Genomic DNA, 14066 nt, shown 5'->3' on the forward strand with positions numbered 1-14066 from the left:
ACTGACACTGTTCGGCATATTAAAAAGGGTCAAATTATGGAAATGAACGTGATTGAAATTTTAGGTTATGCTGCTTCGATCATGGTAGCCATATCTCTCACTATGAAAGATATCGTTAAGCTACGTATTCTTAACTTTGTGGGTTGTGCGCTGTTTACCGCTTACGGCTTGATGATTGATGCATGGCCAGTCGTCTTAACTAATAGCTTTATCGCTTGTGTTAATGTCTACTTCCTAGTCAAAATGCAACAGGAAAAAAAACAGCTGAAGCGAAAAATGCCGCGTAAATAAGCAATAGAACGCATTTAAAATCGACGTGTGAAAAATGCTCTGCCAGTTAAGGCAGAGCATTTTTATTTTAGTACCATTTAAAAAAGCCTCTAGCGGGGGACACATAGAGGCAATTAGGGGGTTATTCTTCGTCGTGTTCAGTTGCCCAGGCTTGTGCACAGTTCACAGCACGCTTCCAACCTCTATAACGACGTGCTCTTTTCTCTTCATCTTGATGAGGTATGAATGTCTGATCAATCACCGCTTTATTAGCTAACTCATCGAGACTTCCCCAGAAGCCAACCGCCAAACCGGCAAGATATGCAGCGCCCAACGCTGTAACTTCGGTCACTTTAGGACGATGAACCTCTGTATCAAGCACATCCGCTTGGAACTGCATCAAGAAGTTATTAGCTACAGCACCACCATCAACACGCAGAGCCGAAAGTTTAATTCCCGAGTCAGCTTGCATTGCATCAAGTACATCACGAGTTTGATAAGCAACACTCTCTAGTGTGGCTCGGATGATATGATTCGAGTTAACACCACGCGTTAAACCAACAATCGTACCGCGGGCATAAGCATCCCAATATGGTGCGCCAAGACCAGTAAAGGCTGGTACCACGTATACACCATTAGAAGTGTCAACTTTGGTTGCGAAGTATTCAGAGTCATGGGCATCAGAAATCAGCTTCAGTTCATCACGTAGCCATTGAATCGAAGCACCACCCATGAACACCGCGCCTTCAAGCGCATATGCAGGCTCACCGGATGGCCCACAAGCTAACGTGGTTAACAAACCATTATGAGAAGTCACCTTCTCTTTACCTGTGTTCATCAATAAGAAACAGCCCGTTCCATAGGTATTCTTCGCCTGACCTGCTTCAACACACATTTGGCCATAAAGCGCTGCTTGTTGGTCACCAGCAATACCTGCAATTGGAATACGCGTACCGCCAATACCACCAATGTTCGTTTGACCATAAACTTCAGAAGATTTTTTCACTTCAGGCATCATTGCGAGTGGGATATTAAACTCTTTTAAAATTTTCTCATCCCAATGCAAGTTATTGATATTGAAAAGCATGGTACGTGATGCGTTGGTGTAGTCTGTGACATGGACACGCCCTTGAGTCATTTTCCATACTAGCCAGGTATCAATCGTGCCGAACAATAATTTGCCAGCTTCTGCGTCTTCTCTTGCTCCTTCGACGTTATCCAAAATCCACTTCACTTTCGTGCCTGAGAAATATGGGTCTAACACAAGGCCTGTATTGTCACGAATGTACGCTTCCAAACCATCACGTTTTTTCAATTCTTCACAGATCGAAGCCGTGCGACGGCATTGCCAAACAATCGCGTTATAAACGGGTTTACCCGTTTCTTTGTTCCATACTACGGTAGTTTCACGTTGGTTGGTGATGCCAATACCTGCGATTTCATCGCTGCGAATACCAGCCTTACCGAGAGCTTCAACAAGCGTAGAACTTTGAGTTGCATAAATTTCTAGAGGATCGTGCTCAACCCACCCAGCTTGAGGGTAGATCTGAGTGAATTCACGCTGAGAAACACTCACAATGTTGGCATCGTGGTCCAACACAACAGCGCGTGAGCTGGTTGTACCTTGGTCTAGGGCAACAATGTATTTCTGCTCAGTCATGGTCGTTTCCTTATTTATTTCACGTTAATCGTTATATCGATTGTTATAGTTATTTTAATGTTAGATGTGTGCTTGTTCGCTTTCTTCTACATCATCACATTGATTTGGAATGGTACAACCTACACCAACAACGGGTAGATAAGCACCAATGAATTTAGGATATGCCCAAGCGCCAAAACAGGCACCAGCGATTGGCGCTACAATAGGAACAATAAAGTATGGGATATCTTTAGCACCTGTCAGGGCGTAATCCCAACCGGCTAAGTAAGCAAATAATTTAGGGCCAAAGTCACGAGCAGGGTTCATCGCGAAACCAGTTAGTGGGCCTAATGAACCGCCAATAACCGCAATCAAAATGCCAATAAGTAGTGGGTTCATCGCATTACGATGCGCACCGTTGTTTTCATCACCCAACGCCAAAATTGCAAACATTAATACAGCGGTTATGACAAATTCAACAGCGAGCGCACCAGTAAAGGAAAGAGATGCATTTGGATAAGTAGAGAAAATACCCGCAGTGGCTAGCGCTTCTTGGCTGCTACGTACAAAATTGTGTGCGATTTCGTAATCGGTAAAAAGGTTACTGTACAAGCTATAAATCAGTGCGGCAGAACAAAATGCACCAAGCATTTGCGCGATAATGTAAGGAATAACTTTCGCTTTATCAAAGCCATGAAATGCAGCTAATGCGATAGTAACAGCCGGGTTAATGTGTGCGCCAGAAACCCCTGCAGTACAGTAGATAGCAATGGCGACGCCTAAGCCCCACATGATACTGATTTCCCATTGACCAAATTGCGCACCAGTTAGTACCAGCGCCGCAACACAGCCAACACCGAAAAAAATCAGCAATCCGGTGCCGATAAACTCCGCGATACACTCTCCTAGAAGAGTATGTTGTTTTGTTCGAGTCATAGTAAGTGTCCTTGTTTATTTTTATGTACACGATTTCTGTGTGAGACACATTTTGCACACTTTTCGTATCGCGAAAATAAAAAATCAACATTTATGAGCGTTCGAGCACAATTTTGTTACTTCAAATATCCAATTTTGTTAATTAACTCATTATTTTGATCTTATCACCCATACGGATGAACAGTACAAACCTCCATAAACTTAAGCAAATACTAATTAACATCACGAATAATACGTAGAATAAAGCATGAAGTAGATAATTCATCATTTTCAATAGCAAGTTAACCGTCAGTAATCCGAGCTGCTCATAAGCGCATATCATGCTCAAAACAGACCAAGTTGTTAAATCATTAACAGTAAAAATGTTAATTAATTTTCTATTTTGACATCTATCACTAAAATTTCATTAATCACATCGATTAAACATACAGTTTATAGTTCGTTCGAACTTTTGTGAGCAATATATCGAACATTTATGACAAAAAATGCCACACTGAATGTAAGTTTTTCATCGAATAAGGTTTCACCATGACCACAGCAACCCGATTTGAAACCGATGTCGTCATCATTGGTGGCGGAGCAACCGGTACTGGAATTATGCGCGACTGTGCGCTGCGTGGTATTAATTGTATTTTGCTAGAAAAAGATGATATTGCATCGGGCACGACTGGACGCAATCATGGTTTGCTGCATTCTGGAGCACGCTACGCAGTAACAGACCCAGAGTCAGCCAAAGAATGTATCCAAGAAAATCAAATTTTAAAAAATATCGCCAGACATTGTGTTGAAAATACCGATGGCTTGTTCATTACGTTGCCTGAAGACGACCTGAATTTTCAAAGTACTTTTATTCAAAAATGCAGTGAGGCGGGTATCGCCACGGAGCAACTTTCAGCCAAAGAGGCGCTGAGACTCGAGCCGCACGTAAACCCCAACCTGATTAGTGCGGTAAAAGTGCCCGATGGTACGCTTGACCCTTTCCGTTTGTGTGCTTCCAACGTTTTAGACGCCAAAGAACATGGCGCCCGAATTTTCAACAAAACAATTGTCACTTCGCTCATTCGCCAAGGTGATACAATTTTGGGTGTGCGTTGCTTACAGCTTAACACTCACCAACAATACGAGATCTTCGCTAAAGAAGTCATTAACGCCGCGGGAATATGGGGTCAAAACATCTGCGAATATGCCGATCTCAACATTAAAATGTTTCCCGCCAAAGGTTCGTTACTCATTTTAGATTACCGCATCAATAACTTAGTGATTAACCGTTGCCGCAAGCCGTCAGATGCCGACATTCTTGTTCCTGGTGATACCATTTCACTTATCGGCACCACGTCTGAACATATTGATTACGACCAAATCGACAATTTGCATGTCACAGAAAAAGAGGTTGATGTCCTCCTTGCTGAAGGCGCTAAACTTGCACCAATCATGGCGAACACCCGGGTATTGCGTGCTTATGCTGGCGTACGTCCACTCGTATCAGTAGATGATGATGGCAGCGGTCGTAATATCAGCCGTGGCATCGTGCTACTTGATCACCAACAACGTGATGGTTTGAAAGGGCTGACTACAATTACTGGCGGTAAATTAATGACTTACCGTTTAATGGCTGAATGGGCAACCGATTTAGTTGCCAAAAAACTGGGCAATACGACGGCTTGTGAAACCCACACTCGCCCACTGCCTGGTTCAAATGAAACGCCAAAGCAAGTGAAAAAAACCGCCAGCATTGCCAAACCTATCTATGAGTCAGCCATCTACCGACACGGTGAGCGTGCTAAAAACTTCCTGACAGATGATGTAAAAAGCCAAGCCATCATTTGTGAATGTGAAATGGTGACCGCTGGTGAAATTGAATACGCCATTAAGCAGCTCGACGTGAACAATTTGGTCGACTTGCGTCGTCGTACACGTTTAGGAATGGGCCCTTGCCAAGGTGAATTATGCAGCTATCGAGCGGCCAGCTTATTTAATGAATATGGCAATGTATCTGGTCAGCAATCCAGTCAGTTGTTGGTTGAATTTTTAGAAGAACGTTGGAAAGGTATTAAACCCATTTTTTGGGGAGATGCTCTGCGTGAGGCAGAATTCAGTTATTGGATTTACGAAGGTTTGTTCGGGGCTAATGATATCCCAGAGCAGCAATACAAGAATGAAAATGAGGAGACGTTATGATTAAGTACGACGTCACAGTTATTGGTGGAGGCATCGCAGGCTATAGTGCTGGAATTCGTTGCCTTCAAGCAGGCCTTAAGACAGCGTTAATTAGCCAAGGCCAGAGTGCGTTGCATTTTTCTTCAGGCTCGATTGATGTTCTGGGTAAATTACCTTCAGGCCAGCCAGTAGACGCACCTTTTTTAGCCATGAAAGAGCTAGCAAAACAAGCACCTAGTCATCCTTACAGTAAAATTGGCGCTGAGATAACACAAAATAGCTTATTGTGGTTCCAAAAAACGCTGCAACAACGAGGAATGCCATTAACTCATCAGGCCGACAGCAGTAACCATTACCGTATCACGCCAATGGGCACGCTGAAAGCCACTTGGCTATCGCAACCTTATGTATATCAACACAAAACCATAGCACCGTTTAAGCGTATTATTTTGCTTGCGATTGAAGGTTACCGGGACTTTCAACCACATATGTTGCAAGGTAACTTAAGTCATTTACCTGAATTTAAAGAGATACCAAGCGAAATCATTCAAGTGACCATTCCTGGTTTTGAAACTCTTCGCCATAACCCGAACGAATTACGTTCAATCGATATTGCGCGTCTATTAAAACAGCCTCAAGCATGGACCAGTTTCTGTGACCAGTTAATGCGCTACGCCAACACGCAAGATCTTGTCATTTTACCCGCCATTATGGGTAACGGTGACGGGCTAACCTTATTAAACAAACTCAAATTAGCAACCAATCTACAACTGCATGAAGTACCCACTATGCCACCATCATTAATGGGGATTCGCATTGAAGAATCGCTAAGTCGGGCCTTTTTAACAATGGGCGGTATTCATCTTAAAGGTGACAAAGTCGTGAATGGGGAGTTTGAAGGTGACAAGCTCACCGCGATTCATACACAAAACCTCACCGATATGCCTATTCAAGCGGATCACTTTGTAATGGCGACAGGCAGTTATTTCAGTCAAGGTTTATCCGCTTCGCATAATGGCGTTTCTGAACCGATCTTCCAGTTGCAAGTAAACAGCGTCAGTGATCGTACTCAGTGGCGAAATAACGCATTCTTTGCCCAGCAATCACATCCATTTATGACCTTTGGTGTAGAAACTAACCACCATTTAAATCCGATACATCAAGGGACTGTGATCAAAAACTTATACTGCTGTGGCTCAATGCTTGGTGGCTATGACCCTGTTTTTGAAGGCAGTGGTGGTGGTGTTGCCATTGCGAGTGCTTATCACGCCACATCGCAGATTATCGCCCAATCACAGACAAAAAATTCCATTGAGGAGGCTTTAGTATGACAACCTCTTTTATCGAAGCTGCACCTAAAAACACCTCATTTGATCAGTGCATCAAATGCACCGTATGCACTGTGTATTGCCCCGTAGCGAAAGCGAACCCTCTTTATCCAGGGCCAAAACAGTGCGGACCGGACGGTGAACGCCTACGGATAAAAAGTGCAGAATATTACGATGACTTACTGAAGCTGTGTACTAACTGCAAACGTTGCGAAACCGCTTGTCCATCAGGTGTTAAGATCGGCGATATCATTGCCGTTGCTCGCGGTAAGCACGGCAAGAAATCATTCAGTCCGAAATTGGTGCGCGATTACGTGCTCAGCCACACCGATTTATTCGGGACATTGGCTACACCATTTGCGCCAATTGTTAACGTCGCTACCTCTATGCCACTGGTTAAAAAAGTGATGCATAAAACCATTGGCGTTCACGACCATAAATCACTACCTAAATATTCGCATGGTACATTTCGTCGTTGGTTCAAACAAAACTGCACTCGTCAGCCTCTTTATACACGCCAAGTTAGTTATTTCCACGGCTGCTATGTGAATTACAACCATCCTCAACTAGGCAAAGATTTCGTTGCCGTGATGAATGCGATGAATATTGGTGTACGTTTGTTGGATAATGAGAAGTGTTGCGGCGTGCCACTAATTGCCAACGGTTTTCACGATAAGGCTCGCAAAAACGCATTATTGAATGTGAAGAATATTGAAACCGCGGTGTTAGATCGTCAAACCTCGGTACTGTCGACTTCTTCGACTTGCTCATTCACTTTACAACAAGAATACCCACATGTTTTAGGCGTTGATAATAGTAAGGTGGTCAATAAAATTGAATATGTCACCCGCTTTTTACTCAAAGAATTCATGAGTGGCAATGCGCCCAGAATGAAACCGGTAAACTTAAAAGTGGTCTATCACACCCCTTGCCACCTAGAGCGTAGCGGCAATGTTATGTTTACCATTGAACTGTTAAAGATGATCCCTGGGTTAGAACTGATCGTGCTTGACAGTGAGTGCTGTGGCTTAGCCGGAACCTACGGTTTTAAAGAAGAAAACTATGATGTATCAATGAAAATTGGATCGCATTTATTTGATTCGATCAAAGCCTCTCAAGCAGACTATGCCATTACTGATTGCGAAACGTGCAAATGGCAAATCGAGGAGAATACCGCTCTAGAGACTATCCACCCCATCAGCTTATTAGCGATGGCGATTGCTTAAACGCAGTAACAAAAAAGCCAGACTGCAATCGCGTCTGGCCTTTTCAATGACTTTTTAGTTTTATTTACTTGCTAAAGGGCGTAATTGGCAATGCTCTATGGCATTGGCTAACAGCTCTAACGCCGTTGACTCACACTCAGTTAAAACAGCATTACTTTGAGCAATTGGTGTCACGCGTTGCCCCCATTTGATATACCCAGCCCCCCACGTCAACCCTGCGCCAAAGGCAGCAACAAGCAAGTTATCATTCGCTTTGATCTTGCCTTGCTCAACCGCTTCGCACAGTGCAATCGGCACCGTCGCGGCAGAGGTGTTACCATAGTGTTGAATATTAACGAAAGCTTTATCTTGGCTGATGCCCGACAAATCACAAAGCGTTTGAATAATACGCACATTGGCTTGATGAGGGATCACAACATCAATATCATCGGTTGAAAGATCAGAACGTGACAATACCGTTTGCGCTGCCGCCCCCATCCCTCTCACCGCTCGTTTGAAGATTTCTTTACCTACAAAGTCAAAATCCCAGTAACCGTTGTCAGCAGCAAAACGGTCCATTGATGAACCAAATTTAGGCACAGCGAGAATGTCTCGCCCTTCCGCATCACAACCAATTTGAGCCTCTTGCAAACCTAGTTCTTGCTCTGTTTTGCTCAGCACAACCGCCCCAGCACCATCACCAAACAACACAGCGGTATCACGCTTGGTCCAATCGATATAAAAAGACAAACGCTCTGCACCCACTACTAAAGCATGGCGGTAGTGACTCGATTGAATTAAGCGGGTGGCGGTTTCTAAACCATACACAAACCCAGTGCACGCGGCGTTCAAATCAAAAGCAGCCGCGCTTTTAATACCAAGATTTTGCTGCACTTTCGAGGCGATATTGGGAATGAGCGAATCAGGTGAACACGTCGCGATGATGATAAGATCAATCTCCGAAGCATCAATGCCCGCACAGGCAATAGCGTGTTGAGCGGCAACGGTGGCCATATCAGAAGTATTGACATGACTAATGCGGCGATTTTCAATACCAGTACGCGTTCGGATCCACTCATCTGAAGTTTCTAGAAACGTACTAAGATCTTGGTTGGAGAGCTCTGCAGGCGGAAGACATTTTCCCCAACCTGTAATTTCGGCATAAAATTTTGTCATTATTAACCTGTTTTTGTTGTATTTTCTAAGGCGATCAAAAGACTTTCAATTAAATAAGCACTCGCCCTATGAAAGGTAGCGGAGCGAAAAAAGGCCTTTGCAATATTAATTAGTATACGTGCTTTTGCTCAAGCGTTAAATTTATGGTCAGCAATATACAATTAGAAAAAGGAAAGAGAGGTCATCATGTCTACATTTAATACTCGTTGCCCTGCGTGTCACGGTGTTAATCGCGTCCCGTTAGAACGTGTATCTGACAGCCCTAACTGCGGCAAATGCCAAGCGTCATTGCTTGGCGGTGCGCCCATCGAAGGCACTGAAGCAAATTTTGCGGCCCTATTGAAAAGCAACCAACCTGTGGTAGTCGATTTTTGGGCTCCGTGGTGTAATCCATGCGTTGGATTTGCTCCTGTATTTTCCGATGTTGCTACAGAGCATAAAGGTAATGTGCGTTTTGTAAAAGTTGACACAGAAAGTCAACAAAATCTCGCGGCAAAATATCAAATCCGCAGCATTCCAACTGTTATGCTCTTTAAAAACGGTCAAAAAGTAGAGGTTATTAATGGTGCCCTACCAAAAAGCCAATTTAATCAATGGTTAAACCAAGCTTTAACCAAATAAAAAGCATCTGAAAATCCAAATAAAGTTGGCATTATTTGACTATTTATGCCAACTTTACGCTCGTTTTCTTCCATTGCAACAACGATTAATAAAATTAATCGTAAAGAACACAATTTTTCGTTTTACCTTTTCCACTATCAACTCCATATTCGCCCGAAATCACCTCCTTTTATTTTTTGATTTTGAGGCAAAGTCATTGGACAACATCACTGTTAACGTGTCTTCTCCACGTATCTCTGTACCTGTTATTGCGCTGTCGCTCTATGCGATAGCATCAGGTTATTTAATGAGTATGATCCCGTTGATGTTGCCTCATTACGGGCTAGAAAGCTCGCTTGCCAGCTGGTTAGCGAGCGCCTTTTATGCTGGGCTATTGCTTGGCGCATTAGTGGTGGAACCTTTCGTTAACCGCGTTGGACATCGCATCGCATTTGTTTGGTGTCTTGTTGCCCTGATGCTCACCATCATCGCTTTACCTGCTATGCACATCGCAGAAGTGTGGTTAGTAGCACGCTTTATTGCTGGCGCTGCAGTTGCTGGCGTTTTTGTTGTGGTTGAATCTTGGCTAATGCACGGTGATGAAAAAGGCCGAGCTAAACGCTTAGGTATTTATATGGCGGCACTTTATGGTGGCACAGCACTTGGTCAATTAGGTATTGGTTACCTTGGCGTATCCGGCGGCGTGCCGTTCATTGCCATCATTACTTTATTACTTATTGCGAGTACAGTATTAATCTACGGCGATTCAGATCAACCTTCGACTCAGAATTCCTCAAGCTTGTCACTAAAACAGGTTTTCAAACTTAACCATGCTGCGTTGCTTGGCTGTGCGGTTTCTGGCTTAACGCTTGGTGCAATATACGGCTTAATGCCAATCGAACTTGAGCTACGTGGCATCAGTCATACTGACTTAGGCAGCCTGATGGCGTTGGTGGTATTAGGTGGCATGGCCGTTCAACCAATGGTTCCTTGGCTATCTAAATTTATGGGCCGTACACTGCTGATGGCGATGTTTTGCTTGCTTGGATCGGCAGCTATTGCGATGACTTTATTGCAGTCAGGCATCATGATGTTGGCAGCCAGTCTGTTTGTGTTAGGAATGGCGACTTTTGCACTCTACCCTATCGCGATTAATTTAGGCTGTGACAAATTGGATGGAAATTACATTGTATCAGCCACGCAAGTGATGCTTTTCAGCTACAGCATTGGCTCTGTTTCTGGGCCACTGATTGCCGATTGGTTTATGCAGCGTTCACAAGGTCTGATGGGCTATTTACTGGTTGCGTTGCTGACAACCTGCCTTTATATGTTAATGGCGAGTATGAAAACCAAGCGCCAGTGGGTCGCCGGCGAATAGCATCGCAGTGAATAACCAAGCTTAAGCCATTTCATTTACTGGACGGCGCATTTTTCAATCGTTGATGACGATTTGAAAGGTGCGCTTTTGGTTTTTCGGGGATAGTCCTTTTTTCGTGTAGCAGATGCCGAATAGCTAAAATAGGATGTGGTAATAGCATTCTTGGTCCTGCGTAGCGCATCACCAATCTCATTTGTTCTTTTGGCTCAGGTTTATAGCAATGAATTGGGCATTGGTTACAAGTAGGTTTGTGTTGACCGTATGGACAGCGATCCAATCGAATTTCAGCGTATTCAAGTAATGCTTGGCAAGCATCACACAAACCTTGCGGCATGTCGTGATGGCGTTGGCAGTATATCTCCAACATGGATTTCACTGTGCGAAACTCTGTAAGTAGTTTACCCGTTAAAAGATCACTGATTGGCTTTTTCATTCCCTATATCTCCATTGAGTTCACACCCAAAAACAAGTATCCTGCGCCACCTTGTTCCCTGTGAACCAATGATTCACCGTTAAAGAGCACACATTATGAACCGTAAAAAGAAAATCAATCAAGCGCTGAAGAAACACCTAAAAAAGAAAAATGCTAAACTGCACCCAAGCAACAAGCCACGTTACATTTCTAAAGCTGAACGAGCAAAATTAGAAGCAGAACAAGCTACAACAGCAGAAGCGACGCACACCGAACAAAACGCTAACGCAGTCGCCGCGCAAAGCGAATCACAACAGTAAGTCTTGCTCTATTGGAACAAATCGGCTGGCGACATCAATCAAACTTTGAGCCGTCAGCCTTGGCACGCCATATACTTCCACTCGCTTGTTAAAGCGTTGTTTAATGCGTTCAACCAATAACTCAAAGTCTCCATCACCCGACACTAAGACAATCACGTCAGCTTGTTCTGCTAATTCAACCGCATCAAGTGTAATGCCAACATCCCAATCCCCTTTTGCACTGCCATCACGACGCTGAATAAATGGTTTAAGCTGCACATCAAAGCCAATTCCACGCAAAATATGGTGAAACTGACGTTGCTTTGGATCTTGGCTAGCAATGGCATAAGCATTAGCCTTAACCACTTCACGGCCATGGGTAGCCACGTACCAAAACTGGTTGTAATCAAAGTTCTGGCGATACTTTTCTTTGCAGGTGTAGTAGACGTTTTGTACGTCGACCAAAATAGCAACTTTTTCCATCTGTTTTCTCTCAAGCAGAAACGAAAACAGCGGCCTATCATCGCCGCTGCTTTGCAAATTGAGTGCATTATACGCCAAACCACTTCAATTTGTCGTGCAAACTGGTCACACTCCCGACCACGATTAATGCCGGGCTTTCGGCTTGTTGTGCTAATTCTGGTAATTGGCTGAGAGACCCGCTGAACACGCGCTGCTGGGGGGTTGTGCCTCGTTCAATAATGGCGCAAGAGGTTTCCGCACTAAGGCCCGCATCCAATAAGTTGCGTGTAATGTTCGGACACTGTTTTAACCCCATATAAAAAACCAAGGTTTGATTATCTTGTGCTAAACATCGCCAATTAATCTCTTGACCATCTTTTTGTAAATGACCCGTAATGAACTGAACACTCTGAGCATGGTCACGGTGCGTCAGCGGAATCCCAGCGTAAGAAGTGCACCCCATAGCGGCGGTAATTCCAGGCACCACTTCGTAAGCGATATCATTTTCAGCTAGCGTTTCAAGTTCTTCACCACCTCGACCAAAAATAAACGAATCACCGCCTTTTAGTCGAACGACCTTTTTACCTTCTTTGGCTTTATCGACCAGAACTTGGTTGATTTGATCTTGCGGTACACAATGGAAATCAAGCTGTTTCCCGACATAAATCATCTCTGCATTTTTAGGAGCAAGCGCTAAAATCCGTTGTGAGACTAATCGATCATATACCACGACTTGTGCTTGGCTGATCACTCGCAGACCTTTTACTGTCAATAAATCAGGATCGCCTGGACCAGCGCCAACTAAAGAAACAAAACCACAAGTGGTCGCGATGTTTGTCATGAATGATACCTTTGCGTAGCGGTAAAAAGAATGAATGCGATGCAAAAGAGAGGACGGTACCTCTCTAGCCGTAGTCGTTACGCCGCGTTACGCTGAGGAAGCGTCTTACCGTGGGTAATATAAAGGCTTAAACCTGTAAATAGTAAACCACCCACTAAGTTGCCTAATGTAGCTGGAATTTGGTTCCACACCAACCAATCGCCAATGGTAAATTCAGCACCCAGCATCATACCAAGTGGGAACAGATACATGTTCACGACTGCGTGCTCAAAAACCAAACCGAAGAAGATAAAAATAGGTAACCACATTGCAACCACTTTACCGCTCACTGTGGTTGATGTCATGGCGCCAACAACACCTAAACAAACCATCCAGTTACACAAAATACCTTTCACAAACACAGTAATCCAACCATTAAGCCCGTGCTCAGCAAAACCCAAAGTACGCGAGGTAGATGCTTTAATAAACGCTTGGCCAACCGCACCAGGTTCCATACTAAAATTCATCGTAAAGGTCAGCGCGACAAGAAAAGCAACCGATACTGCGCCAATTAAGTTACCAAGACCTACTAGCCCCCAGTTACGTAAAATGCCCGCTTTGGTTACGCCAGGACGTTTCTCAAATAGAGCCAAAGGAGCTAAAGCAAACACGCCAGTTAAAAGATCAAAGCCCATTAAGTTTAAGATACAAAAACCAACAGGAAAGACCAAAGCACCAACAATTGGCACTCCGGTTTGTACAGCAGCGGTAATCGCAACCGCAACAGCGATAGCCAAAATAGCCCCCGCCATGATGCCACGGATAATGGTGTCGCGCGTCGACATAAATACTTTGCTTTCGCCAGCATTAATCATGGTTTGTACAAAGTCAGCAGGTTTTACGTAAGACATAATGGTCCTTATTGTCACAAAAGTTAAAATTAAAAAAAGAAATTGAATAGACAAAGGCTTCCTGCTTTTGAACACCACCGAAAATAGATGGTGAACAAGAAGCCTTTTCGCTATTAAATCTCGTTGGCTTTCAGGTTACGCTGCAACTTCAACAACACCTTTCATGACGCGTACGGTGTACGTTTTTACGCTAAAGCGTTCATCTTCCATACACAGCCCCGTCAGCAGATTAAAACGCTGCTTTTTAAGCGGGCTTGCGACCCATAACTGATCTTGATGTTGGCAAATGAACCCGCGTGACAGCACATTAGAGTGTGCAAATGGATCCATGTTGCTGATAGCCAGTACTTCTTCAGTTTGTGCCGGACGAAAGATAGCGACTTGTTCACCATTAACTAATGCACACACACCAGTACCAGGGGTGATATCAGTAATGTCACACACTGCTTGGAATACTTTATTGCTCACCATGT

At 44.0% G+C, this 14066-nt stretch carries 15 protein-coding genes; 7 read left to right on the plus strand and 8 right to left on the minus strand.

All coding sequences use genetic code 11. The features are described from left to right. Positions 1 to 36: 36 nt before the first annotated feature. Positions 37 to 291: a YgjV family protein gene (locus tag HGG78_RS07210; RefSeq protein WP_172532449.1), complete on the plus strand. Its 255-nt coding sequence runs from the start codon at positions 37 to 39 to the stop codon at positions 289 to 291. A gap of 121 nt (positions 292 to 412) precedes the next feature. On the opposite strand, the gene glpK is transcribed toward HGG78_RS07210, so the two are convergent. After that, a complete protein-coding gene (gene glpK, locus HGG78_RS07215; RefSeq protein WP_053310544.1) occupies positions 413 to 1930 on the minus strand; it encodes a glycerol kinase GlpK in 1518 nt (505 codons plus the stop codon). Positions 1931 to 1990: 60 nt separating this feature from the next. Then, a complete protein-coding gene (locus HGG78_RS07220) occupies positions 1991 to 2845 on the minus strand; it encodes an MIP/aquaporin family protein (RefSeq protein WP_053310543.1) in 855 nt (284 codons plus the stop codon). A gap of 528 nt (positions 2846 to 3373) precedes the next feature. Here HGG78_RS07220 and glpA point away from each other — a divergent pair. From glpA to glpC, 3 genes are read left to right on the plus strand one after another with little or no spacing between them, the layout of a single operon-like run. Beyond that, entirely contained in the window at positions 3374 to 5023 is a 1650-nt protein-coding gene (gene glpA / locus HGG78_RS07225; protein ID WP_172532450.1) for an anaerobic glycerol-3-phosphate dehydrogenase subunit A, read from the plus strand. Then, the gene (gene glpB, locus HGG78_RS07230) at positions 5020 to 6333 is read left to right on the plus strand and encodes a glycerol-3-phosphate dehydrogenase subunit GlpB (RefSeq protein WP_172532451.1); all 1314 of its coding nucleotides are present in this window, start codon (positions 5020 to 5022) and stop codon (positions 6331 to 6333) included. The genes glpA and glpB overlap by 4 nt, the downstream gene beginning before the upstream one ends. Further along, complete coding sequence (gene glpC / locus HGG78_RS07235; protein WP_053310540.1) at positions 6330 to 7556, plus strand: anaerobic glycerol-3-phosphate dehydrogenase subunit GlpC; 1227 nt, start codon at positions 6330 to 6332, stop codon at positions 7554 to 7556. Before glpB ends, glpC begins: the two co-directional genes overlap by 4 nt. Before the next feature lie 60 nt (positions 7557 to 7616). On the opposite strand, the gene HGG78_RS07240 is transcribed toward glpC, so the two are convergent. Continuing rightward, positions 7617 to 8711, minus strand: a complete 1095-nt coding sequence (locus HGG78_RS07240) for a ketoacyl-ACP synthase III (protein ID WP_172532452.1) — start codon at positions 8709 to 8711, stop codon at positions 7617 to 7619. 186 nt (positions 8712 to 8897) lie between these two features. Here HGG78_RS07240 and trxC point away from each other — a divergent pair, with 186 nt between their 5' ends. Together trxC and HGG78_RS07250 are read left to right on the plus strand one after the other, a co-directional pair. Then, positions 8898 to 9332: a thioredoxin TrxC gene (gene trxC / locus HGG78_RS07245; RefSeq protein WP_172532453.1), complete on the plus strand. Its 435-nt coding sequence runs from the start codon at positions 8898 to 8900 to the stop codon at positions 9330 to 9332. 145 nt (positions 9333 to 9477) lie between these two features. Continuing rightward, positions 9478 to 10689, plus strand: a complete 1212-nt coding sequence (locus HGG78_RS07250) for an MFS transporter (protein ID WP_422108880.1) — start codon at positions 9478 to 9480, stop codon at positions 10687 to 10689. A gap of 31 nt (positions 10690 to 10720) precedes the next feature. On the opposite strand, the gene HGG78_RS07255 is transcribed toward HGG78_RS07250, so the two are convergent. Further along, positions 10721 to 11110, minus strand: coding sequence for a nitrous oxide-stimulated promoter family protein (locus HGG78_RS07255; RefSeq protein ID WP_172532498.1), 390 nt, complete (start codon positions 11108 to 11110; stop codon positions 10721 to 10723). Between the two features lie 107 nt (positions 11111 to 11217). Between HGG78_RS07255 and HGG78_RS07260 the strand changes: the two genes are divergently transcribed. Beyond that, positions 11218 to 11421, plus strand: coding sequence for a DUF2986 domain-containing protein (locus HGG78_RS07260; protein WP_172532454.1), 204 nt, complete (start codon positions 11218 to 11220; stop codon positions 11419 to 11421). Here HGG78_RS07260 and HGG78_RS07265 read toward each other — a convergent pair. The 4 genes from HGG78_RS07265 to nirD form a co-directional block, all read right to left on the minus strand. Continuing rightward, positions 11410 to 11883 carry a LabA-like NYN domain-containing protein gene (locus tag HGG78_RS07265; protein ID WP_172532455.1) on the minus strand — a complete coding sequence of 158 codons (474 nt, stop codon included), beginning with the start codon at positions 11881 to 11883 and terminating at the stop codon, positions 11410 to 11412. The two genes, HGG78_RS07260 and HGG78_RS07265, sit on opposite strands and share 12 nt — an antisense overlap. Before the next feature lie 67 nt (positions 11884 to 11950). Continuing rightward, entirely contained in the window at positions 11951 to 12703 is a 753-nt protein-coding gene (gene cobA, locus HGG78_RS07270; protein ID WP_172532456.1) for a uroporphyrinogen-III C-methyltransferase, read from the minus strand. A gap of 77 nt (positions 12704 to 12780) precedes the next feature. Further along, positions 12781 to 13593 carry a formate/nitrite transporter family protein gene (locus tag HGG78_RS07275; protein ID WP_053310513.1) on the minus strand — a complete coding sequence of 271 codons (813 nt, stop codon included), beginning with the start codon at positions 13591 to 13593 and terminating at the stop codon, positions 12781 to 12783. A gap of 135 nt (positions 13594 to 13728) precedes the next feature. Next, a complete protein-coding gene (gene nirD / locus HGG78_RS07280) occupies positions 13729 to 14064 on the minus strand; it encodes a nitrite reductase small subunit NirD (RefSeq protein ID WP_172532457.1) in 336 nt (111 codons plus the stop codon). Positions 14065 to 14066 lie beyond the last annotated feature (2 nt).

The sequence above is a fragment of the Vibrio aestuarianus genome, assembly GCF_012395185.1.
Lineage (GTDB): Bacteria > Pseudomonadota > Gammaproteobacteria > Enterobacterales > Vibrionaceae > Vibrio > Vibrio aestuarianus.